The organism is Pseudomonas tremae (genome assembly GCF_001401155.1).
GTDB classification, from domain to species: domain Bacteria; phylum Pseudomonadota; class Gammaproteobacteria; order Pseudomonadales; family Pseudomonadaceae; genus Aquipseudomonas; species Aquipseudomonas tremae.
On the sequence record NZ_LJRO01000252.1, the window covers coordinates 25774 to 49852 of the forward strand.

Here is a 24079-nt window from a genome sequence, read left to right on the forward strand (position 1 = left end):
ATCTCAGATTGGCCTAGCCATGCCTCATTGCCAAATAGGCTCATCGAACAACCCGAATTCCCAAAAGCCACCTCAAAAAACAAAATTTGATGGCTTATTACCATCATGGTAAAACCTTGCAACAGACATCCGTCTGCACTCGCTAAGGAATAGCCATGAAAAAGACAGGGACAGGCTTCGTCGCCATACTCGCATTGCTCTGCGCCTTCTCCGCACACGCCAGAGAAACCCAAGTCACAGACGCCTCAATCGTCAACGCCATCATCCAGGAATCCATCGACAGCTATTCCGGCAACTGCCCTTGCCCCTACAACGCTGCCCGCAACGGCAGCCGATGCGGCAAGCGCAGCGCGTATAGCCGTGAAGGAGGGGAGGCGCCCACCTGCTACAAGGAAGACGTCACCAAAGAAATGATCAACGACTATCGACGCCGCCTGAAAGACTGATCCAGCAAAACACGATGGTCGTCACCCGCCGCCACGACCATCACGCGACATTTAACCCAGCCGAGAGCAACCCAATCTAGAGACAGGCAACACAGCCCGCCACCACGACTTCGCCAAGCGATGCGGCCGCGCATCAGCCTGCATCTGCGGATGCGCCAACACCTTCGGCATATCCCGCAACCGTATCCACGGCTCGCTGTGCCAGTGCAACATACTCACCGACAACCCCGGCCACTGCCGCAACCCGCGATTCTCCGCGTGATAGTGATGCACCATCATCGCGTACGTCCCCGACTCACTGACCATCAGCTCTGGCTCGGCTTCGCCGTGCAGGTCGAGCGTGATCATTCGGTGCTGGTCTGCGTCGAGCTTGCGCAGCGTCCGCTAGTTCAACGGCCAGCCGATCATGCGACCGAGATCGCGGGCGCTGAACCAGGGTTGGTTTTCGAGGAGGAGGGCGAGGAGCTGGCGGTTGTGGCGGTGGAAGGGGGTTGGGGTGTGGGGCGTTGTCTGATTTAGGCTTGCGATGTGAGGCATCTAGGTAATCTCTACATTTTTAGCTTTTTGAGAGCTAGGCGTCGGGAGCTAAGAAACCCCAATGTAGAAAAGGCCGGACGTATTCCCCTTGCGGGTCTTGTATTGGTCCACTCCCGACATATCAGAGATTTTAGGACGCGCAGCCGAAGGCCGCAGGTACCAAAAGCCGCATTTTATCGGAAGCGGTCAGGCCGCTACATTTGAGTTTCTTGGGCGTTTCTTAGGCGCGGTGCAAGGGTATGAGGCATTAGGTCGATGGGCAAGGTCTTATCGCGTAGGACTTTTCTGAAAATACTCACATCAAATGCTAACGTGAGTGATGCTTAGGTTTGCGAAATCACTCGTCTAGAGTCTTCTTTAGATCCTGAAGATAGGCGCTTGTATCTAGCTCTGGCGCCTTAAGCTGACACTCCCATATTATTATCGTCCTCCAGCCTAGCTGCCTGAGAGCTAAGATTGACCTAGCATCTCTAGCAACGTTCTTGGAAAATTTTTCTGTCCAGAATTCGGGTCTTGTCTTAGGCATCGTTGCGTACCGACATCCCGGGTGCCGATGCCAAAAACATCCATGTACAAATATACAGGTCTTTAGTTTCGGCAGTACAATGTCGGGATTTCCAGGTAGGTCCTTCCGATGGAGCCGGAACCGAAAACCATGAGCATGAAGAAATTTTCTCACCAACAGTTCGGGACGAGTGTTCTTCCCCCTGATACCAGACATCATTCTCGATCGCGTTGCACTGTCCACGATGTCCATTACGCTCACCCCTTGGCAGACTTGACAAATGAAAAAAGTTGAACCTTTGCAGGTTGTGGACCTTTTTGCTGGTCCTGGCGGCCTTGGCGAAGGCTTTTCTTCCTTAAATAATGGAAGAAGCTTTGAGGTATTAGTCTCCGCAGAGATGGATCCGTTCGCAAGAAACACGCTTAGACTGAGGGCTTTTTACCGCGCTTTGAAAAAACAAAATCCGGATGCTTTAAAAGACTATTATAGATTTTGTGAAACAAACAGCGCTGTCCAACCATGGACGGGAGATAGTTACGAGCAGTGGAAGTATGCTGACGGCGAAGCGCGTCAAATAAAATTGGGCAGCATTGACGGAAATGCAGAACTTGATGCAATACTCGAGGAAAAGTTAGATACTAGCAAGCCATGGGTTTTAATTGGTGGGCCTCCATGCCAAGCTTATTCTCTTGTGGGGCGTGCACGAAATAAAGGAAACTCTGAATATAAAGCTGAGGACGATAGTCGCCATTTTTTATATAGAGAATATTTGAGAATAATTCAAAGTAAAAAACCTGCCGTATTTGTGATGGAGAATGTAAAAGGTATTCTCTCGTCAAAAATAGCAGGAGAACAAATATTTCCTCAGATACTGAAAGATTTGTCAGACCCTGACTCTGCTTTAGGTATTAAAACTGATAGCGGCTCTAAATATAAGATTTTTTCATTAGCTTCCGATGATGTATATGAGTCGGGGATGAATACTGATGATATTAATCTAAGCAGTTTTATTGTTCGTTCAGAAAATTATGGAATTCCCCAGAGCCGACATCGAGTAATATTGGTTGGTGTTTCTGACGACTATGTAAGTGGGCTGGACAACCTTAAGCTATTACCAGCTAAAGGTGCCACTGTAAGTGAGATGATTGGTACTTTACCACCACTTCGTAGTATCTTATCTAGAGGGAAAGATACTGCCGATGTTTGGTGCGGTGACATTTTAACGCATCTAGATGGCCTATATAAAGATTTAACTGCATCGCGAAAGCGTGATCTCTCACTTGAAATAGAGTTGAAAATTGTAAGGGAGGCATTTTCAGGTGGGCGACTTAATAAAGGTGGTTTACGGGTAAAGAAAGATAAATTTTGGGATGGTAGTATAAAAGATAGTGGTTTAAATGAGTGGTATCTGGATTCTCAGTTGGGAGTTTGGTTAAATCATGAAGCCCGTGGGCATATGAGCGCAGATTTAAAGCGTTATGTATATGCCGCAACATATGCTCAGGCGCATAACATATCGCCAAAAGGTCATCATCAATTCGATTTGCCGGGTTTAGCACCTTTGCACAAAAATTGGGAGACTGGAAAGTTTAGTGACCGCTTTAGGGTTCAGGTGAAAAACCAAACCTCATCCACAATCACCAGTCATATTTCCAAAGACGGCCACTATTTTATTCATTATGATCCTAATCAATGCCGGAGCCTGACAGTTAGAGAGGCTGCCCGTCTTCAAACCTTCCCAGACAATTACTTTTTTCTGGGCAACCGTACTCAGCAGTACCACCAAGTCGGTAACGCCGTACCCCCTCTTCTAGCAAGAAAAATTGCCACCGTAATTGAGCGCATTATCGCTCAGAAAAGCACTGCCGCGGGTAGATAAGCTTTAAGGACGAATATGAGCTTGCGCTCCCTCTTATTTTATGAGATGAATGCTGGCGAAAGGGTGGCTCTTGACATCAGGTGCAAAACGCCTTTGGTTTGTGGGGCGAGGCACGCGGATAATGTACATGAGGACATGGAATGTTGAATAAAAGCGGTTCTACTAACAGTGCATTGTATTTGGTGTACGGGTTATGAGAGAGATTGATAACCCGCCTAATGCAGCATCACTTCTCGAATCCATGCGGTCTATTGGCTATACATTGGAATCTGCTTTAGCAGATCTGATAGATAACAGTATTTCAGCGCAAGCTAAAACTATAAATATTGAATTTAGGCCATATGACGATCCTTATGTAGCCCTGATCGACGATGGCATTGGAATGTCTTCCGACGTCCTTCACAATGCCATGAGACATGGAAGCGCGAGCCCTATCTATGAGCGAAAGTCTGATGACATGGGGCGGTACGGGCTGGGTCTTAAGACTTCATCCCTGTCTCAATGCAGGCGTCTGACTGTAGTTTCAAAGTATGAAGGGTGCGTGAGTGCATTTTGTTGGGATCTAGACGTTGTAATCGATAAGGGTACTTGGATAATGCTGGCCCTTGACCCCGCGGATTATGAAGTTCTTCCGCATTACAATGATCTAAGAAAAAAAGATTCTGGTACAGTCGTACTTTGGCAAAAGCTAGATAATTTGGTTGTAGGAGAAAAATCTGTTGAGTCTGCCTTAGGCGAAAAAATGCTATATGTGCGAGACCATCTCTCTTTGGTGTTTCACAGGTTTATTTCAAGCTATCAAACGAAACAGCGTCTGAGCGTTTTTTTGAATGGCGCGCCCTTACAGGCGATAGATCCTTTCTGGGCCGATCATAAAGCAACTCAGATATTGGATGAAGATAACTTTACAGTTTCGGGTCAAAGGGTTTCGGTAAAGCCTTATATATTACCGCACGTTAATAAAATGTCTTCTTCGGAAGTGCTTCATGCTGGGGGAGCTGAAGGAATAAAAGCGCAGCAGGGCTTTTATATTTACCGTAATAAAAGACTTATTATCTGGGGTACCTGGTTTCGACTGGCGAAAAAAGATGAGCTGAGTAAGCTGGCTCGGGTCAGAGTCGATATCCCAAATTCATTAGATTATCTGTGGACTCTGGATATAAAAAAATCCGCCGCGCATCCTCCTGAAGCGGTAAGGATTAATCTGAAGAGAACAGTAGAAAGAATCAGAGAGGCCAGTGGTAGAACAATTAAATTTAAGGGCAGGAAGGTTGAAGGCTCAAAGACGTCTCCCGTCTGGCATGAGGTTATTGCTAGAAGAGGAGTGCGTTACGATATAAATCGTGAGTATCCAATGATTGTTGAATATAGGAAGGGTTTGGAAAAATCTAATGTTCCATTATTTGATTTGTTGTTGAGTGTGATTGAAAATTCGTTTCCAGCGGAAGCTTTGTATTCACAAATGGCAGGAGATATTCGCTCTGGATTTAACGATGACGAATCGATGGAGCGATTGAGAGAGCTAGTTGGAAATCTTTTTTCCCAACTTCCTAAAAATCCGGATGCACGTTTTAGGTTGTTGTCGACGTTGCATTTGCTTGAGCCATTCAGTTTACATCCAGGTTTAACTAAAGATATTATAAAGGAATATGAAATATGAGCAGTGATGCCAGATATCAGTTGTCACCTAATGGTCGCAGATTAGAGTTGGGTGTTATTACCGCATTAACAGTTGATGGTATTCCCACTGAGCTTGAGATTCTTGAGCTTGCGACCTGCTTGAGAGCGATACCGATATACGCAGTTTCAGATTCCGAATTCGAAAATGTTATAAAAAGATTACATGTTGCTTTGACTCTGGATATGGGCTTAGGCAGCTATGTGTATGATGAGCATAACCCTTGGCTACGTGCGCGAAAGGCTGACATTGATCCTTTCTATTGGGAGCGTTACCAAACTGATCTGCTCAAGCAGGGGTGGGGGCCAAAAGTTGTCAGCTCTTTAGATAAGGTTACTGATGAAATACTGGACTTATTAGGTAATCCCAAAGAATCTGTTGGTTGGCCTCGTCGGGGTCTTGTAATGGGCGATGTTCAGTCCGGTAAAACTTCAAACTATACTGGACTGATTTGTAAGGCTGCGGATGCCGGGTACAAGCTGGTTATTTTGCTTACTGGAACTTTGGAAAGTCTAAGGAGACAGACTCAAGAACGGCTTGACTCAGGTTTTGTGGGCTTGGACAGTTCTGGTGTTGTAAATAATCGAAAGCGTCATCGTAAAGAAATTGGTGTTGGGCTTATCGATGCTGCTAGGTCCGCAGGCGTTTTTACGTCTACAGTCGGGGATTTCAAGGCCGCTACTGTAAATCAATTAGGTTTTAAGCTTAAAGACTATAAAGAGCCTGTTCTTCTTGTGGTTAAAAAAAATAGGAGAATATTGGAAAATCTTGCTGACTGGCTAGTCACTTTTAATGCTAGTGGATCTGGCAGTATAGATTTGCCACTTTTGCTTATAGATGATGAGGCCGATAACGCATCTATTAATACTAACCCTAAAAAAGCTACTGCAATTAACTCGGGTATTAGGGGGTTGCTTAAAGTTTTTCCGCGCTCCAGTTACGTAGGCTTTACTGCAACTCCTTTTGCTAATGTCTTCATAAATCCAGATACTACAACCGAAATGGAAGGCGATGATCTCTTTCCACGAGACTTCATATATGCATTAGATGCTCCATCCAACTATGTTGGCGCACATCGGATATTTGGTGAGGATGCAGATTTGAAGTGTGTTGAGCCTATTTACGATGCGGAAGATTATTTTCCAAAGGGGATGTCTTCTGATAGCATCGTCGATGCAGTCCCTGACAGTATGCTTGAGGCGGTATCGTGTTTTTTTATAATAAACACGATTATGGACCTTCGTTCTGTAACGTCTAAGCATAGATCAATGTTAGTAAATGTTAGTTACTTTACATTTGTTCAGAACCAAATTAGAGATATTTTGGATCATGAAGTTAGATTGATGCAGTCTGACATAAGAAACTATGCTTCGCTTTCGACAACAGAAGCATTACGAAATAACTCTATTCGAAAGTTATACGCTTGTTACAATAAGTTCTACAGCACTCTAAGTATACCTTGGGCTAAAATTCAAGCCGGATTGGCTGCAGCTAATTTGCCTATACAGGTTGTAGCAGTCAATCAGAAAAGTGGTCCTGCAAGCTTGGATTACTCATCTTATAAAGAGGATGGACTAAGGGTGGTTGCGGTAGGTGGGAATAGTCTTGCTAGGGGGTTGACTCTTGAAGGACTTTGTATCAGTTACTTCTTCCGTGGTACGCAGATGTATGATGCTCTGCTCCAGATGGGTAGATGGTTCGGGTATAGAACAGGCTACGAAGACCTATTTAAGATATGGATGTCCGATGAAACCTTCGATTTTTACTCTCATATATCTCAAGCTACTGATGAGCTGAGAGGAGAGGTCAGACGCATGCAGGTTTCTCGACTTAAACCAATAGATTTTGGACTGAAAGTCAGATCCCATCCTGAGTCGCTACTGATCACTGCAAAAAACAAGATGCGGTACACTGATGAAATCGTACAGACAATATCTATTTCTCAAGAGAGTTTAGAGTCGCCTAGGCTGCTAAAAGACCCTGCAATTATTATTGGCAATTATAAAGCTGCGCAAAGTTTTGTCCTAGAAGTTATGGGTAGTAATGTACAGGAAGAGAAAAAGTTTCCGATTTGGTACGGGGTTTCAAAAGCGCTTATAGTTAAATTTTTGAGAGCGTTTGTAAATCATCCTTTAAGCGTAAAATTGCAAACCTCGAGTTTAGCTGATTTTATTGAAAAGTCTGAAGATGATAAGCTCAAAAAATGGGATGTCGCAATCCCTAGTGGAGAAGCTGATAGTTATAATTTTGTCCCTGGACTCAGTGTAAAGCCAAGGCGGCGCAATATAACTGAAGATGAATCTATCCGTGCTTTGTTAATTAATGGTAGTAAATTACGAGTCGGTTCTGCTGCTGATGAAAAAATAGGATTAACTTCGTCAGAGATTAAAAGTGTAGAGGCTTTGTTTCGTTCGGACTCCAAGAATAAATCAAAGACTGTTCCAGGCAGTAAGTATACTGCGGTTCGCCAAAGACCGTTATTGCTTCTCCATCTTATACAGTCAAAAGACACCGATAATAGCGCCGCATCTTTTACTCCTCAAGGATGCGACGCACTGGTAGCGATCGGTCTCAGTTTCCCCGAACTAGATATTGCAAGTCATCGAATTGCTTATAGGATCAATCTTATTGAGCTGAGAAATATACTTTCAGGTGATACCTCTAGCATTGAGTCGGATGATGAGGATGACCAAGACGATGAATAACTCAGTGTTTATTTGGAGTTCAACTTCGTCGGATTCTTCGGGGGGATTAGGCACCGGCTTCAGTAGAATAGATGCTTCACACTTACTGAGCTTCTATCTTGGTTTCGACAAGGATGGTAGACACACTCTACTTCTTATCTGCACTAATCGGCCGGATTTTCAGAGCGACTTAAAGCTGGTGCGAGTAAAGTGTGTGGCACGCGATGACGGTCGCTGGTCCTTGTTGTTGATACTTGAAGAGATTGCTCTACTTGAAATATTTTCTTTGTTATGTAGCGATTTAATAGAGTCATCACGTGATATTTCGGATGCAGAGGAAGCGTTAGCGTTTGTCTTTCAGAGATTAGCTAGTTGGCGGTTGCTTTTCGAAAGAGGCAATTTAGGTCTTTTGTCGGAGTCGGAAGTCAGAGGTTTATGCGGCGAACTATTACATTTATACAATTTAAATGAAAACTATGGCTGTAGTTTGTCTGTATCGAGTTGGGTTGGGCCTTACTTGGCTGATCAGGACTTTCAGATGGACACTATCGCATGGGAAGTAAAAACTGTGCGGCCAAGTGTTTCTGATATATTGATTTCGTCGGAGCGACAACTCGACTCATCAGTACGAGAAGTAGTGCTGGTTGTTTATGAAATAGCTAACTGTTCCGCTATCTCTGTGGGTACCTTTACATTGAATTCTTTAGTCAAAAAGCTTAGGGCATCAATCAACGCCTCCTATGATTCCAGAGTTGTATTTGATAAAGCACTATTCAGAGCAGGATATATAGAGCGTTCAGAGTATGATGAAATAAACCTTGTTGTAAGAGGGGTTTCTAGTTATAGCGTAGGTCTAGGATTTCCTTGTATCACTAAGACGATGCTGCCAAATGGCATTAGTGAAACAAAGTATAAGCTGGATATGTCGCTGTGCGAGACTTTCAAAGTATCTGACGCCTGAGTTGGAGGGTAGATAATGGAGTTGGAAGGATTTCATCGAGAGTTTATCGAAACAGTTAGGGCCAGAGCTGAGTCAACGAAAGATTTTATTCGTGCAGTGTTTGTTGAAGAGTGCGGTGATCGCCTTATAGATGCTGAAGAGTTTTTTTCTTTCGAGAGTTGCCGTTTTGAAGGTGTAGGCGCCAAAAAGAAAAGGCTACGTGTAGATGGCTACTATTACGATGATGCTGATAGTTCTCTGACGTTAATGGTGGCCGAGTTTTTTAATGATGACGAAATGGGAACGTTCATTGCTCAAGACGTAAAACGTGCTTTTGAGCAACTTCGCTCCTATTTAGAGGAGGCTCTTAGTGGAACTTTAACTGACGGATCAGTTGATGAGAGTAATCCTGGATACGGTCTGGCTTGTGACTTGATGGATTGGCATTCAAAGATTACAAAATATAAATTTTATTTTGTTACTGATAGGGTTTCAAAAAGTAGACAAAAGGATTGGTTTGAAGAGGAAGTTAAAGATGTTCCTGTGGAGCTGCATATCTGGGACATAGCTCGTTTTCATTCTGCATATGTGTCCGCTACTGGACGCGATGAGCTTTTTGTAGATTTTTGTACCGCCGATAGCCTTGGCCTGCCATTTTTAGCCGCAGTCCAATCCGGCGACGAGTATGATGCTTATCTGTGTATGATATCTGGAGATTCTTTGGCGGATATCTATGATAAGTACGGAAGTAGATTGTTGGAAGGTAATGTTCGGACTTTTCTAAGCACCAAAGGTAAAGTGAATTCTGCTATACAAAATACTATACGTCATCGTCCGGAAATGTTTTTTGCTTTCAATAATGGAATAGCAGCTACTGCTGAAAACGTCGTAATCCAAGAGACCCCAGCGGGATTGCGTATAACAAATGTTACTAATCTACAGATTGTTAATGGTGGGCAAACTACCGCTTCGCTAGCCTATGCAAAGCGTGGATCTCCAGGAAAGAAGGATTTTGCTGATCTTTCTCAAGTAATGGTCCAAATGAAGTTGTCAATTCTCTCTCCCGAGCGGGTTGGTATGCTCACGCCGGAAATCGCTAGATATGCTAACAGTCAGAATAAGGTAAGTGACGCTGACTTTTTTTCAAATCACCCCTATCACATTCGACTGGAGGAGTTTTCTCGCCGTATTTTTACTTCCCCTATCGGTGGGGCTCAGCATGGCACGCACTGGTTCTATGAACGTGCACGTGGACAGTATGCGAATGAGCAAGCTAAGCTTACGGCTGCCCAAAAAAATCAGTTTCTTATTCAAAATCCCAAATCGCAGTTATTTAATAAAACTGACGTGGCCAAATATGAAAATAGTTGGCGAGAAATGCCTCATAAAGTAAGTATGGGAGCTCAAAAGAACTTCATGCTTTTTGCAGATATTATTTCTAAGCTCTGGGCTAATGATGGAAAGATCTACAATGAAGATTATTTTCGCTCGCTTGTTGCGCTAGCTATAATTTTTAAAAGGTTAGAAGCACTTGTAAGCCAGCAACCTTGGTATCAAGGAGGGTACAGAGCTAACATTGTGACCTACACAGTTGCCAAACTACATAATATGATATCCGAACAAGCGTTAGGGAAACAGTTGGATCTTCGTGCTATTTGGGATCTGCAATGTGTTCCAGATTGGCTTGTCAGTCAGCTCGTAGTAGTTACTAAAGGTGTCTTTGAAGTTTTAACTGATTCTGAACGACCTAAAGATAACGTGACTGAGTGGGCTAAAACGCAAGCCTGTTGGGAGCAGGTGAAACTGCTTAATATACCTTTTAAAAACGACTTCTATGAAAGGCTCGTCGATGTGAGCTCGGTGGTTGATGAAGGTAAGAAGTCCAGAAAAACTCAAAAAGCCGATGATGGAATTGAAATTCAGATTCAGGTCACTAGTGTGCCTGGTGCGGAGTGGAATCGCATGCTTAATTGGGGGGGGAAGCATAACCATTTAACGCCTAAACAACACAGTCTTTTAATGATAGCTTCTCAGATACCTAAAAAGTTACCCACTGAGAAGCAATGTATCGAGATATGGAAAATTCGTGATGCGATGATCAATGAAGGATTTATTGCTATGTGAGTTTTTGTCGCGGTAAAGATTATAAGATGTTTTGACCTAAGGCTTTATTTGAGTCCTTTAAGTTCTTGTTATTATTCTGATTTATATAGAAAAAAAAGGCCAAGAAACATTCACTTCTTGGCCTTTCTAATTCAAATCTTAGCCCATCAATCCCAGCTCAACGCCCCACCCGTCTGATACTCAATAACCCGAGTCTCAAAGAAATTCTTCTCTTTCTTCAAGTCCATAATCTCGCTCATCCAAGGAAACGGATTCGTCGTCCCTGGGTACTCTTCCTTCAAGCCAATCTGGCTCAGACGACGGTTAGCGATGAATTTCAGGTAGTCCTCCATCATCGCCGCGTTCATGCCCAGCACGCCGCGGGGCATGGTGTCACGGGCGTATTCAATTTCCAGCTGGGTGCCTTGCAGGATCATCTGCGTGGCTTCTTCTTTCATTTCGGCATCCCACAGGTGCGGGTTTTCGATTTTGATCTGGTTGATCACGTCGATGCCGAAGTTCAGGTGCATGGACTCGTCGCGCAGGATGTACTGGAACTGCTCGGCGACGCCGGTCATCTTGTTGCGGCGGCCCATGGAGAGGATCTGCGTGAAGCCGCAATAGAAGAAGATGCCTTCCAGTACGCAGTAGTAGGCGATCAGGTTGCGCAGCAACTCTTTGTCGGTGTCGACGGTGCCGGTTTCGAACTTCGGATCGGAGATCGAACGGGTGTATTTCAGGCCCCAGGCTGCCTTTTTGGCGACCGACGGGATCTCGTGGTACATGTTGAAGATCTCGCCTTCATCCATGGCCAGCGATTCGATGCAGTACTGGTAGGCGTGGGTGTGGATCGCTTCTTCGAAGGCCTGACGCAGGATGTACTGGCGGCACTCCGGGTTGGTGATCAGGCGGTACACGGCCAGTACCAGGTTGTTGGCAACCAGTGAGTCGGCAGTGGAGAAGAAGCCCAGGTTACGCATTACGATGCGGCGCTCGTCGTCGGTCAGGCCTTCGGGGTTTTTCCAGAGGGCGATGTCGGCGGTCATGTTGACTTCTTGCGGCATCCAGTGGTTTGCGCAACCGTCCAGGTACTTCTGCCAGGCCCAGTCGTACTTGAAAGGCACGAGCTGGTTGAGGTCAGCGCGGCAGTTGATCATCATTTTTTCGTCAACGGCGACGCGGGCGCTGGCGCCTTCGAGTTCGGCGAGGCCTTCAGCTACGTCCAGTGCGTCCAGCGCTTTCTTGGCGCGAATCAGGGCAGCGGAGTCGGCGGCGGTCACGGCGCGGGCCTCTTGAGCCGCGAGACCGCCGGCGCTGTCGAGGCGGTCCATGTTGGCTTCGTTGGCGTGACCGGCGTTGGTCGCTTTGGCGACTACTTCGCCGTCTTCTTTGTCGAATTCGTCCCAGCTCAGCATGGTGATGAAACTCCTGCTTAGGGGTCGCCTTGGCGCCCGTGATTAGATTTCAAGATGTGGTGCGCCGACGTCACGTGGGAGACGAAGGCACTGGAATATGGGAATTACCTGATTACTGATGTTGCGATTGACCGGCTATTGGGTGGTCGGTCGTTCGCTCGATTTGCTGCCGTGGCAACGCCCGACAGGCGAGCAAAGCGGATGGTCTGGATTGCTTTGAGGTGAGCCAGCTTTGCGTGTGCAAATGGTCATTTGAGTACCCTGAAGCGAGCGCGGGATTATACAGATTTTGCCCGGCACTTGGTTATCCATGAGTAATTTTCGGCGAGAGGTTCACGCTTTTTCTTACCCGTTTCAGCATCGGATCAGGTGGGGCTAAAATACTGGGGAAATTCAGTTGAATCCCTTATCTAGTGTTTTTTACATTTAGAAACGCAGGATATAGTGTCGATTGCATTTCGGCAACCGGATCGTTTGTCGCACCTCAGTGCGGTCTTTTTGACTTTTTTTGGCTTCATCGTTTTCGGTAATGCGTTCACGCTATGGCAACCGGGCGCTTGCGAGTAGATGACTTTTTGAAGGGGGCGATTTGCAGTCTGTTGTCGCTGAATTTCACGCTGTTGAAAAAAAGCTGATTCGACGAGCGGTTCAGGTTTTAGGGGCAGATTTAGGCAATGAAGCCGCCTCTGAATGCGTCGGTTGTTTCATGACGCTTGGCATTATCTGATTGCGCAACTGAATAGCAATCGGATCTCGGCTAGCGGGCGGATCAGCTCAACAGGGGTGTTATGGCGAAGATGTGACGCAGAGCGTCACGAAAGGCATTCCCCACGCGGAGCGTTGGAACGATCATTACGGTTGTCTGAACAGCGTTTCCCTTCACACAGCAAAAAGCCCCTTTACAGGGGCTTTTTGCATATTGCCGTCAGGTGCTTGAACGCTAGACCTTACTGGCAAGCCTCACAATCCGGCTCATCAATCGCGCAAGCCTTTGGCACTGGGGCCGGGCCGGCGGGTGCTGCTTCGGTTGGGCGCGGGGCGGTGATCGCCGAGTCGTCCGGGCCGTGGCCGCCGCTCGATACTGCGTTGAGCTTGCCGGTGTTGACGGTGGATTTCTCGGTGCTGGTCGCGGCCAGGGCACGGAGGTAGTAAGTGGTTTTCAGACCACGGTACCAGGCCATGCGGTAGGTCACGTCCAGCTTCTTGCCCGAGGCGCCAGCGATGTACAGGTTCAGCGACTGAGCCTGGTCGATCCACTTCTGACGACGGCTTGCTGCGTCGACGATCCACTTGGTGTCCACTTCGAAGGCAGTCGCGTAGAGCTCTTTGAGCTCCTGCGGGATGCGCTCGATCTGCTGTACCGAACCGTCGTAGTACTTCAGGTCGTTGATCATGACCGAGTCCCACAGGTCGCGGGCCTTGAGGTCGCGAACCAGGTAGGGGTTGATCACGGTGAATTCGCCCGACAGGTTCGATTTCACATAGAGGTTCTGGTAGGTCGGTTCGATCGACTGCGACACGCCGGTGATGTTGGCGATGGTGGCGGTCGGTGCGATGGCCATGATGTTCGAGTTACGGATACCTTTCTGTACGCGGGCACGAACCGGCGCCCAGTCGAGGGTTTCCTTCAGGTCGACGCTGATGTACTTCTCGCCACGCTGCTCGATCAGGATCTGTTGCGAATCCAGCGGCAGGATGCCTTTGGACCACAGCGAACCCTGGAACGTCTCGTAGGCACCGCGCTCGTCGGCCAGGTCGCAGGACGCCTGGATGGCGTAGTAGCTGACCGCTTCCATCGAGGTGTCGGCGAACTGCACGGCAGCATCGGAACCGTACGGAATGTGTTGCAGGTACAGCGCGTCCTGGAAGCCCATGATGCCCAGGCCGACCGGACGGTGGCGCAGGTTGGAGTTCTTGGCCTGCGGCACGGAGTAGTAGTTGATGTCGATAACGTTATCGAGCATGCGCACGGCTACATCGACGGTGCGCTTGAGCTTGTCGGTGTCCAGCTTGCCGTTGACGATGTGGTTCGGCAGGTTGATCGAGCCCAGGTTGCAGACCGCGATCTCGTCCTTGTTCGTGTTCAGGGTGATCTCGGTGCACAGGTTCGAGCTGTGAACCACGCCCACGTGCTGCTGCGGGCTGCGCAGGTTGCACGGGTCTTTGAAGGTCAGCCAGGGGTGGCCGGTTTCGAACAGCATCGAGAGCATCTTGCGCCACAGATCCTTGGCCTGGATGGTCTTGAACAGTTTGACCTTGCCCGGGTATTCGGTCAGCGCTTCGTAGTACTCGTAACGCTCCTGGAAGGCCTTGCCGGTCAGGTCGTGCAGGTCCGGCACTTCGGAAGGCGAGAACAGGGTCCACGGGCCGTCGTCGAAGACGCGCTTCATGAATAGGTCAGGGATCCAGTTGGCGGTGTTCATGTCGTGGGTACGACGACGATCATCACCGGTGTTCTTGCGCAGCTCGATGAACTCTTCGATGTCCATGTGCCAGGTTTCCAGGTAGGCACAGACAGCGCCCTTGCGCTTGCCGCCCTGGTTGACCGCAACGGCGGTGTCGTTGACCACTTTGAGGAACGGCACGACGCCTTGCGATTTGCCGTTGGTGCCCTTGATGTACGAGCCCAGCGCACGAACCGGTGTCCAGTCGTTGCCCAGGCCGCCTGCGAATTTGGACAGCATGGCGTTGTCGTGGATCGCATGGTAGATGCCCGACAGGTCATCCGGCACGGTGGTCAGGTAGCAGCTGGACAGCTGTGGACGCAGGGTACCGGCGTTGAACAGCGTCGGGGTCGAGGACATGTAGTCGAACGACGACAGCAGGTTGTAGAACTCGATGGCGCGGTCTTCACGGGCTTTCTCTTCGATCGCCAGGCCCATGGCCACACGCATGAAGAAGATCTGTGGCAGTTCGAAACGCACGCCATCCTTGTGGATGAAGTAACGGTCGTACAGGGTTTGCAGGCCCAGGTAGGTGAACTGCTGGTCGCGCTCGTGGTTGATCGCCTTGCCGAGTTTTTCGAGGTCGAATTCAGCCAGCACAGGGTTGAGCAGTTCGAACTTGATACCGGTAGCGACGTAGGCAGGCAGCGCCTTGGCGTACAGGTCGGCCATTTCGTGGTGGGTGGCGCTGTCGGCGACACCGAGGAAACCCAGGCCTTCGGCGCGCAGGGTATCCATCAGCAGGCGGGCGGTGACGAACGAGTAGTTCGGTTCGCGCTCGACCAGGGTACGGGCGGTCATGACCAGTGCGGTGTTGACGTCTTTCAGCGCAACGCCGTCATACAGGTTTTTCAGGGTTTCGGTCTGGATCAGGTTGGCGTCGACTTCAGCCAGGCCTTCGCACGCTTCGGTGACGATGGTGTTCAGGCGACCCATGTCCAGTGGCGCAAAGCTGCCGTCGGCGAGGGTGATGCGGATGGAAGGGTGAGCCTGGACTTGCTCGTCGGGGGCGCGAACGGCACGCTCCTTGGCGCGCGAATCACGATAGATGACGTAGTCGCGAGCCACTTTCTGCTCGCCGGCGCGCATCAGTGCCAGTTCGACCTGATCCTGGATTTCTTCGATGTGGATGGTGCCGCCCGAAGGCATGCGACGCTTGAACGTGGCGCTGACCTGTTCGGTCAGGCGGGCAACGGTGTCATGGATGCGCGACGAGGCGGCAGCATTGCCGCCTTCAACTGCAAGAAACGCCTTGGTGATGGCAACGGTGATCTTGTCATCCGTGTAAGGGACGACAGTGCCGTTACGCTTGATCACGCGCAGTTGACCGGGAGCAGTGGCCGACAGGTCCTGTGGGGCCTGGCTTGCCTGCGGAGCGCCGGTCGGCGAGTTCTCGCGAGTTGTGTCTGTTTGCATGTGTGACTCCACGTTCCTTTAAGTTTGTTCGGGCATTGCTGCCCACCGTTTCGTTTCGAGCAGTAAGTCGCAAAGGGCGACTCAAGGGCTCCAAAACGAAGGCGGAAGCGGAATCTGTGACCGCTACCAGGTTTTGAAGCCAAAAAGGACCGGGCCAGGCCCGATCCTTTGAAAATCTGATGAAGAATGCGTGTTCGATGTTGCAAACCGTGTACAGCGTGGCTTTGCTCCCCGCGCGAACGAACGCGTAACGAAAACGACTTTAATTTCAACCCCGCAAACGCAAGAAAAGTGCTTGAGTTTCTCGATTGAGTTGTGCTGGGTTTTTTGCAGGAAACCCTACATGTAGGGTGTCCCTCGCCGTCGGGCTACAAGATAATGCGTTTTGGACATGAATTGCAACGCACGGCCTGTGGATAAAGTGTGTGTAGTTTGTGTATGGAACGCTGGTCATGCGTGTAGGCCGCAGAACTACTGGATCGTGACCGTTTGTCACCGAATTTGTAGGCACTGGCCGCGCATTGAAGATTTTTTGAGGGCGCGAACCCTATCACAAAAAAACCTCTGAAAAGGGCCATCTGGCATGTCGTGTGCTAAGCGGTGTGATATTGCAGACGCTTGCTACACTCGCCTGCGACCGAGCGCCGCAGCCGTGCCTTGGAACACCACCCGCTTCAAAAACAACAAGGGGAGATTCTTTTGCAGCCACACACCTGGCACGTCCTGATCGTCGAAGATGACCAGCGACTCGCCGAGCTGACCTGTGATTATTTGCAGAACAACGGCCTGCGCGTGAGCATAGAAGGCAATGGCGCGCTGGCAGCGGCGCGGATTATTGCCGAGCAGCCTGATCTGGTGATCCTCGACCTGATGCTGCCGGGCGAAGACGGTTTCAGCATCTGCCGCAGCGTGCGTGACCGTTATGACGGGCCGATCCTGATGCTCACTGCGCGCACCGATGACACTGACCATGTTCAGGGGCTGGACACCGGTGCCGACGATTTTGTCTGCAAACCGGTCCACCCCCGCGTGCTGCTGGCGCGCATTCATGCCTTGCTGCGCCGCAGTGAAGCGCCGCAAGTGCCGGCCGCCGAGCTTCGCCGTCTGGTGTTCGGGCCGCTGGTGGTGGACAACGCGTTGCGCGAGGCCTGGCTGCGCGAACAGAGCATCGAGCTGACCGGTGCCGAATTCGATCTGTTGTGGCTGCTGGTAGCCAATGCCGGGCGCACGCTGTCCCGCGAAGAGATCTTCACGGCGCTGCGGGGCGTGGGTTATGACGGGCAGGATCGCTCCATCGACGTGCGTATTTCGCGTATCCGCCCGAAAATCGGCGACGATCCCATCCATCCGCGTCTGATCAAGACCTTGCGCAGCAAGGGCTACCTGTTTGTGCCCGAAGCGGCGCAGGACATGAGCGGCCACGTGTTCAGCGGCTGACCTGATGAACTCTATCTTTCTGCGCATCTATGGCGGGGTGCTGGGCGTATTGGTGCTGGTTGCGCTGCTGGGCGTGCTGGCGCTGCATGTGCTCAATCAGGCGCGCGGCGAGCAATACCGCGAGCGCCTGGCCCACGGCACCTTTACGATAATGGCCGACAATCTGGTGTCGCTCGACGATATCGAGCGCCGCCGCGCCCTGGCGGTCTGGGAGCGTTTGCTGGGCATACCCCTGAGCTTGCAAAGCCCCGAACAGGCGCAACTGGACAGCGGCGCGCGAGCAAGGCTGGCACGTGGGCAGGTGGTGGTCGAGCAAATCGGCCCGCATGCCGCCAGGGTCTACCGCCAGTTGAGCGACAAGGAGCCGCTGCTGTTGACCGGCGAAGTGCAGCAGATCACCGAGCAACTGGCGCGAGCGACTATCTATCTGTTGATCGACGAGCTGGTGCGTTTTCCGGTCGACGAGCAGCCAGCGCGTCTGCAGGCCCTGCGCATCGACAAGGGGTTCGGTTTTGATCTGCAGTTGCTGGCGCTGGATCAAGCGGACCTGGATGACGATCAGCGCCGCCGCATCTATGAAGGCGACACGGTTATGGCGCTGGGCAAGGGCGGCGACTCGATCCGCGTGCTGGCCGGGATTGTCGACACCAACTGGGTGCTGGAGATCGGCCCGCTGTACCAGATGAACCCTTATCCGCTGCACTGGCTACTGCTGATTGCGCTGTTGGGGCTGTGCTTTATCGGTCTGGTTGTGTACTTGCTGGTGCGGCGTCTGGAGCGACGGGTGCTGGAGCTGGAAGCGGCTGCCACGTTAATCGCGCAAGGCAGCCTGCAAACCCGCGTGCCCACCGAGGGTTCCGATTCGGTAGGGCGGCTGGCGGCAGCGTTCAACAGCATGGCCGAGCACCTGCAACGCTCGCTGATGATTCAGCGCGAACTGGTGCGCGCGGTGTCTCACGAACTGCGCACGCCAGTGGCGCGCCTGCGTTTTGGGCTGGAGATGGTCAGCGACGCCATCACGTCCGAGGCGCGGCTCAAGTACATGCGCGGTATGGATAGCGATATTCAGGACCTCGACAAGCTGGTCGATGAAATGCTCACTTACGCGCGCCTGGAGCAGGGCGCGCCGACCCTGAATTTCCAGCGTATCGATCTGGACGCGCTGATCGATCAGGTGATCGCCGAGCTGGCGCCTTTGCGCGCCGATGTAAGGGTTTCGCGGGGCGAAGGCCTCAGGCCGGGGGAGGGCGAAGCTGCCTGGGTCGAGGCCGAGCCGCGCTATCTGCATCGGGCGGTACAGAATCTGGTGAGCAACGCAATGCGCCACGCCGAGAACGAGGTGCGGATCAGTTATTGGCTGGGTTCGCAGCAGTGTCGTATCGACGTGGATGATGATGGCCCTGGCGTTCCGGAAGAGGCGTGGGAGCAGATTTTCACGCCATTCATGCGCATCGATGACAGCCGCACACGTGCTTCGGGCGGGCATGGGTTGGGCCTGTCGATTGTGCGACGGATCATCAACTGGCACGAAGGCCGTGCACAGGTTGGCCGCAGCGTCAGCCTGGGCGGGGCGTGCTTCAGTCTTTCTTGGCCACGCACGCAGGTGCCGCAGTGAATTCGCAGTTGTATGCCGGAGGGTTGGCGCCGTTTGGGCGCACATTGCTGGCGGCGAGTGATTTACGCCCGGTGTTAGCGTTGCCTGATCTGCTGCTGCCTGAGCGGCTCGATCAACTGCTGCTAAGTGTTTACGGGCCGCAATTGATGCCCAGCCAGTTGCCGGTGCTGGTCTCGCAGTGGGCCAAGTTCTACTTCATGCAGATTATTCCGCCAGTGCTGGTTGCCAGTCTGGCGCATGCCTGGCATTGGCCGTTGGTGCTTGGGCAGGTCGGGTTGGTGCTGGACGAGCGTGGCGTGCCTTGTGGTGTCAGGTTGCTGGAGCAGGGCGAGGTTTGGCGGGATATTCCAGTCGATCCGTTTCAGCGCTTTGCAGGTTTGCTTGACGATAATCTGCAGCCCTTTATTGCCGCGCTAAGTGCGTATGGCGAACTGCCTGGCGCAGTATTGTGGAGCAGCGCCGGGGATTACCTGGAAGGGTGCCTTGTGCAACTGGCTGGCTGCAGCGATGTGTCGCTGGCAGCGGGTATGGCGTTGTTGACCGAGCGACGAAGGCCAGACGGCCGGGCCAATCCGTTGTATCAGGCGGTGCGTTATGTGGCGCAGGCGAAAGGTGCTGAACCGCGTCGGCAGCGGCGCGTGTGTTGTTTGAGTCATCGGGTCGAGTGGGTCGGGCGCTGCGAGCATTGTCCGCTGCCCGAGTGATCAACCCTGAACGGCGATCAGGCTCAACAGATGATCGCCCAGCACACTGAACTGACCGTCCAGCTCCTTGCCTGCGTGCCATTCGCTGGACAGGTCTGTCAGCAAGCGCAGGCGGGCGTTGCCGTCGGCGGACCACTCCAGCAGTTGTGCATCTTCGAAATAGAAGCGCTTCTGCACGATAGGGTAAAGCGCCTTGAACAGCGCTTCCTTGATCGAGAACGTCAGGGTGACGCGCAACGCCACCTGATCCTGCGCGCCTGCTGCCATGTCGGCCAACTCGGCGGCAGTCAGAATCTCCCCGGCCAGACGCGAAGCGCGGTCGTGGCTCAGCAGGTTTTCCGTGTCGAGCCCCAGCCCGCGCCATTGCTGCTTGTGCGCCACCACGGCAGCGGCCCAGCCGGTGCTGTGGGTGATCGAGCCGCAGACATCAGCGGGCCAGATCGGCGCACGGTCTTCACCCAGCGTAGGAATGTGTTCACGTCCATCCAACTGGCGCAGTGCTCCACGCGCGCAAAGACGACCTGCCAGAAATTCGGCCTGACGCTTGGCGACCGAGCGCTGAATGCTCGCCGGTTGCTGCACCGCACAACGCTGAAAGTCGCCCTCAGCCAGCTTGAGCGGATCAAAACGCCCACTGACCAGCACCGCGCCTGGGAGGGAATGGGGCAGCGGCCAGTGCTGGACAAGTTCGGGGCAGCAGGCGGGGAGAATGGGGGGCTGAGTCATGGGCGGCATTTTGCCGGGTGATTGGGTTGGAGGGAAGGGTGCAGGCTGTCACTAATCTCAACTGTCGTGAAAGGCATTCCCACGCTGGAGCGTGCGGAACGATAATCCCAACTATCTTGCCGATGCTCTGCGTCTTCGTGGCGACGCAGAGCGTGAGCGTCGGTCAGTGATCAGCCAAATATCTTCTTGAAAAACTTCTGCATGTCCGCCCATGAGCTCTGGTCGGCGGCTTTGTCGTAGCCGATGTCCGGGCCACCATGTTCGCCGTGGCTCAGGCGGTCGGCGTCGGGGTTGGTGAAGCCGTGTTTGGCGCCGTCGATGCTGACGAATGTGTAGTCAGCCTTGGCGTCGTCCATTTCCTTTTTGAAGGCGACGACGTTCTCCGGTGTGACCATGCTGTCCTTGGCGCCATGCTCGACCAGCATCGGCACCTTGATGCCCGGTTTGGCCGGGGTGTTGGTCACCAGCGCGCCGTGGAAGCTGACCACGCCCAACAACGGTTCGCCGCGACGCGCTGCGTCCAGGACGATCTTGCCGCCGAAGCAGTAACCGATGGCTGCAATCTTTTTCGGGTCGGTCTGTGGCTGTTTCTTCAATTGCTCAAGCCCGGCGTCGAAGCGCTTGTCGGACGCATCGCTGTCCTTCAATGCTGCCTGCATGAAGCCCATTGCGTCTTTCGGGTGCTCGGTGTTCTTGCCTTCGCCATACATGTCGATGGCCATTGCGCTATAACCCAGTGCCGCCAGATCGCGGGCGCGACGCTTGGCGTAGTCGTTCAAACCCCACCATTCATGAACCACCAAAATCCCGGGGCGCGGGCCTTTGATGGCGTCGTCGTAGGCGTAATAGCCCACCAGTCTGGTGCCGTCAGCACTTTTGTAATCGACCTGTTCGGTTTTGATCGCGGCTTGGGCGAGCCCGGTCAGGCCCATCATGATCATTGCAATCCACAAACGCATGTGCAGCTCCTTCTACGGGGGTGTACAGGATGAAAGGCCAACAATAGCCGATTCTGCGACAGGTGGCGCGCAGGACTGTTCAGCACCGGTTCATGCAGTGTTCAGTCGGGGTTCAGCCCGGCACGCTTACTGTTGAGCCCTACCTTGACAGCGTGCCCGAGCGCAAAAGGAGTCGATATGTTGAATCTCAACAAGTTTTTCCTGGCATTGGCTTTTCTGGGAGGCAGCGCGGCGGCGCAGGCTGGCGACAGCAAACTTGAAGTGGCCCGCATCGAGTTCGCGAAGACCAGCGAAAGGCTCGACGACACGCACAGCTGGGGGCACGCGCTCGGGGAGCAGGGGCAAACCAATGCATCGGCGGGGACGCTATATTCCCTGCCGGTTTACGGAAGTCTGACGGGGACCCACAATGGCCTGCCTGTCAGCCGCGAAATCCTGCTGGGCAGCTATGATGTGACACAGCATGTGCCCGTCAGCGCCCACCTGTTGAGTACTGATGCGACGATGTCGTTTCATTCTTTGTCTTGAGGCTGCGATTGTGCCTGGGAGAGCTGCATGAAGTTGTTGGTAGTTGAGGATGAAGCGCTGCTGCGCCACCACTTGCGCACCCGTCTGACCGAAGCGGGGCATGTGGTGGAGGCAGTGGCCAACGCCGAAGAAGCGTTGTATCAGGTCGCGCAATTCAATCACGATCTGGCGGTGATCGACCTGGGGCTGCCGGGCATCGGCGGGCTGGACCTGATTCGTCAGCTGCGCACCTTGGGCAAGGCGTTTCCGATCCTGATCCTGACCGCACGCGGCAACTGGCAGGACAAGGTCGAAGGACTGGCTGCCGGCGCTGACGACTATGTGGTCAAACCTTTCCAGTTCGAAGAGCTGGAAGCCCGGCTCAATGCCCTGCTGCGGCGTTCCAGTGGCTTTATTCAATCGACCATCACGGCTGGCCCATTGCTGCTGGACCTTAACCGCAAGCACGCTGCACTGGCCGAACAGCCACTGGCGTTGACCGCGTACGAATACCGCATTCTCGAGTACCTGATGCTCCATCACCAGCAGGTGGTGCCCAAGGAGCGTCTGATGGAGCAGCTCTATCCTGACGACGACGAGCGCGATCCGAATGTGATCGAAGTGCTGGTCGGCCGCTTGCGCCGCAAGCTAGACGGCAGCGTGGCCTTCAAACCGATCGAAACCGTGCGTGGCATGGGCTACCTGTTCAATGAGCGCTGTACGTGATTCGTTCGCTTCGCCTGCGCCTCATGCTGGGTGCCGCCACGCTGGCGGTGATCTTCATGTTGCTGATGCTGCCTGCTTTGCAGGGCGCATTCAGTCTGGCGTTACGCGGGGCGATCGAGCAGCGGCTGGCTTCCGACGTCACCACCATGATTTCTGCCGCGCGGGTCGAAGACGGCCATCTGATGATGCCTTCGGTGCTGCCGGGCGAACAATTCAATCTGCCTGGCAGTCGCTTGCTGGGCTACATCTATAACCGCCAGGGGCAGATGGTCTGGCGTTCGCTGTCCACCGAAGGCGAAGACATCGACTATCGCCCGCAATATGACGGGCAAGGTAGCGAGTTCACCAAGATCAAGGAAATCAATGGAGACGAGTACTTCGTCTACGACGTCGAGATTCGTCTGCTTGGCGGCCGTAACGCTGCATTCAGCATCGTCGCGGTGCAGCCGTTGCGCGGTTATCAGGAAACCATCGACGGCTTGCGGCGCAAGCTCTATCTGGGCTTCGGCGCTGCATTGGCAGTCTTGCTCGGGTTGTTGTGGATGGGCCTGACCTGGGGGCTGCGTGCCTTGCGTGGCTTGAGTCAGGAACTGGATCAGGTGGAGTCGGGCGTGCGCGACAGCCTCAGCGAAGAGCATCCCAGCGAATTGCTGCGCCTGACCGACTCGCTCAACCGCCTGCTGCGCAGCGAACGTGAACAGCGCATACGCTACCGCGACTCACTGGACGACCTGGCACACAGCCTGAAAACACCGTTGGCGGTATTGCAGGGCGTCAGCGAGAACATCGCCAAGCGTCCCGAGGACGTCGAGCAGGCACGCGTGCTGCAATCGCAGATCGAGCGCATGAGCCAGCAGATCGGCTATCAACTGCAGCGCGCCAGCCTGCGCAAGAGCGGTCTGGTACGCCATCACGTGATGCTGCGGCCGGTGGTCGAAAGCCTGTGCAACACGCTTGATAAGGTCTACCGCGACAAGCGGGTCAAGGCCACGCTCGATCTGCCGCAGGATTGCCAGGTCCACATGGAGGAGGGCGCGCTGCTGGAAATGCTCGGTAACCTGTTGGAAAACGCCTACCGGCTGTGTCTTGGCGAAGTGCGCGTCAGCTTCACACGCTCAGCGGACGGCGATGAGCTGTGTGTCGAAGATGACGGCCCCGGTGTCCCGCAAAGCCAGCGTGCGCGCATCCTTGAGCGGGGCGAACGGCTGGACCGGCAGAATCCCGGACAGGGTATAGGTCTGGCTGTGGTCAAGGACATTATCGAAAGCTACGGCGCGCAGCTGACCCTGGGAGATTCAGCGCTGGGTGGCGCGGCGTTCAGGATTCATTTTCTGGCGCAGTGAGCGAAGGGCGTAAAG

At 52.5% G+C, this 24079-nt stretch carries 17 protein-coding genes and 1 pseudogene; 12 read left to right on the forward strand and 6 right to left on the reverse strand.

What is annotated here, in order from left to right:
- Positions 1–155: 155 nt before the first annotated feature.
- Positions 156–446, forward strand: a complete 291-nt coding sequence (locus ALO43_RS15805) for a hypothetical protein (protein ID WP_024669938.1) — start codon at positions 156–158, stop codon at positions 444–446.
- 51 nt (positions 447–497) lie between these two features.
- On the opposite strand, the pseudogene ALO43_RS28985 reads toward ALO43_RS15805, so the two are convergent.
- Positions 498–983 (reverse strand): annotated as a pseudogene (locus ALO43_RS28985) (BRO-N domain-containing protein).
- 337 nt (positions 984–1320) lie between these two features.
- On the reverse strand, positions 1321–1740 hold the full coding sequence (locus ALO43_RS28990; protein WP_024669936.1) for a very short patch repair endonuclease: 420 nt from the start codon (positions 1738–1740) through the stop codon (positions 1321–1323).
- A gap of 28 nt (positions 1741–1768) precedes the next feature.
- Between ALO43_RS28990 and ALO43_RS28995 the strand changes: the two genes are divergently transcribed.
- From ALO43_RS28995 to ALO43_RS15825, 5 genes are all read left to right on the forward strand, one after another.
- Positions 1769–3367: a DNA cytosine methyltransferase gene (locus tag ALO43_RS28995; RefSeq protein ID WP_080268173.1), complete on the forward strand. Its 1599-nt coding sequence runs from the start codon at positions 1769–1771 to the stop codon at positions 3365–3367.
- 193 nt (positions 3368–3560) lie between these two features.
- Positions 3561–5027, forward strand: a complete 1467-nt coding sequence (locus ALO43_RS15815; protein WP_083492180.1) for an ATP-binding protein — start codon at positions 3561–3563, stop codon at positions 5025–5027.
- On the forward strand, positions 5024–7750 hold the full coding sequence (locus ALO43_RS15820) for a Z1 domain-containing protein (protein WP_054997781.1): 2727 nt from the start codon (positions 5024–5026) through the stop codon (positions 7748–7750). The genes ALO43_RS15815 and ALO43_RS15820 overlap by 4 nt, the downstream gene beginning before the upstream one ends.
- Complete coding sequence (locus ALO43_RS29000; RefSeq protein WP_158491079.1) at positions 7731–8690, forward strand: PD-(D/E)XK motif protein; 960 nt, start codon at positions 7731–7733, stop codon at positions 8688–8690. The genes ALO43_RS15820 and ALO43_RS29000 overlap by 20 nt, the downstream gene beginning before the upstream one ends.
- A gap of 15 nt (positions 8691–8705) precedes the next feature.
- Positions 8706–10793 (forward strand): AIPR family protein, encoded by a 2088-nt coding sequence (locus ALO43_RS15825; RefSeq protein ID WP_024669934.1) that lies wholly within the window; start codon positions 8706–8708, stop codon positions 10791–10793.
- A 146-nt stretch (positions 10794–10939) separates the two neighbouring features.
- Here the strand turns inward: ALO43_RS15825 and ALO43_RS15830 are convergent, their stop codons facing one another.
- Both ALO43_RS15830 and ALO43_RS15835 read right to left on the reverse strand, forming a co-directional pair.
- Positions 10940–12187 carry a ribonucleotide-diphosphate reductase subunit beta gene (locus ALO43_RS15830; RefSeq protein ID WP_003393710.1) on the reverse strand — a complete coding sequence of 416 codons (1248 nt, stop codon included), beginning with the start codon at positions 12185–12187 and terminating at the stop codon, positions 10940–10942.
- Positions 12188–13134: 947 nt separating this feature from the next.
- Positions 13135–16047 carry a ribonucleoside-diphosphate reductase subunit alpha gene (locus tag ALO43_RS15835; protein ID WP_024669920.1) on the reverse strand — a complete coding sequence of 971 codons (2913 nt, stop codon included), beginning with the start codon at positions 16045–16047 and terminating at the stop codon, positions 13135–13137.
- A 693-nt stretch (positions 16048–16740) separates the two neighbouring features.
- Between ALO43_RS15835 and ALO43_RS15840 the strand changes: the two genes are divergently transcribed.
- From ALO43_RS15840 to fhuF, 3 genes are read left to right on the forward strand one after another with little or no spacing between them, the layout of a single operon-like run.
- Positions 16741–17484, forward strand: a complete 744-nt coding sequence (locus ALO43_RS15840) for a response regulator (protein WP_024669919.1) — start codon at positions 16741–16743, stop codon at positions 17482–17484.
- 4 nt (positions 17485–17488) lie between these two features.
- Complete coding sequence (locus ALO43_RS15845; RefSeq protein WP_054997782.1) at positions 17489–19099, forward strand: ATP-binding protein; 1611 nt, start codon at positions 17489–17491, stop codon at positions 19097–19099.
- Entirely contained in the window at positions 19057–19803 is a 747-nt protein-coding gene (gene fhuF, locus ALO43_RS15850) for a siderophore-iron reductase FhuF (protein ID WP_024690300.1), read from the forward strand. The genes ALO43_RS15845 and fhuF overlap by 43 nt, the downstream gene beginning before the upstream one ends.
- Here fhuF and ALO43_RS15855 read toward each other — a convergent pair whose 3' ends face one another.
- Both ALO43_RS15855 and ALO43_RS15860 read right to left on the reverse strand, forming a co-directional pair.
- Positions 19804–20529 carry a 4'-phosphopantetheinyl transferase family protein gene (locus tag ALO43_RS15855; protein WP_217999775.1) on the reverse strand — a complete coding sequence of 242 codons (726 nt, stop codon included), beginning with the start codon at positions 20527–20529 and terminating at the stop codon, positions 19804–19806.
- A gap of 170 nt (positions 20530–20699) precedes the next feature.
- Positions 20700–21488: a dienelactone hydrolase family protein gene (locus ALO43_RS15860; RefSeq protein ID WP_005889638.1), complete on the reverse strand. Its 789-nt coding sequence runs from the start codon at positions 21486–21488 to the stop codon at positions 20700–20702.
- Positions 21489–21665: 177 nt separating this feature from the next.
- Between ALO43_RS15860 and ALO43_RS15865 the strand changes: the two genes are divergently transcribed.
- Genes ALO43_RS15865 through ALO43_RS15875 form a run of 3 tightly spaced genes read left to right on the forward strand, consistent with a single transcriptional unit; the run spans position 21666 to position 24064 of the window.
- A complete protein-coding gene (locus ALO43_RS15865; protein WP_005889640.1) occupies positions 21666–22016 on the forward strand; it encodes a hypothetical protein in 351 nt (116 codons plus the stop codon).
- Positions 22017–22043: 27 nt separating this feature from the next.
- Entirely contained in the window at positions 22044–22721 is a 678-nt protein-coding gene (locus ALO43_RS15870) for a response regulator (protein WP_005889641.1), read from the forward strand.
- Positions 22718–24064 (forward strand): ATP-binding protein, encoded by a 1347-nt coding sequence (locus ALO43_RS15875; RefSeq protein ID WP_005889643.1) that lies wholly within the window; start codon positions 22718–22720, stop codon positions 24062–24064. Before ALO43_RS15870 ends, ALO43_RS15875 begins: the two co-directional genes overlap by 4 nt.
- Positions 24065–24079: the final 15 nt, after the last annotated feature.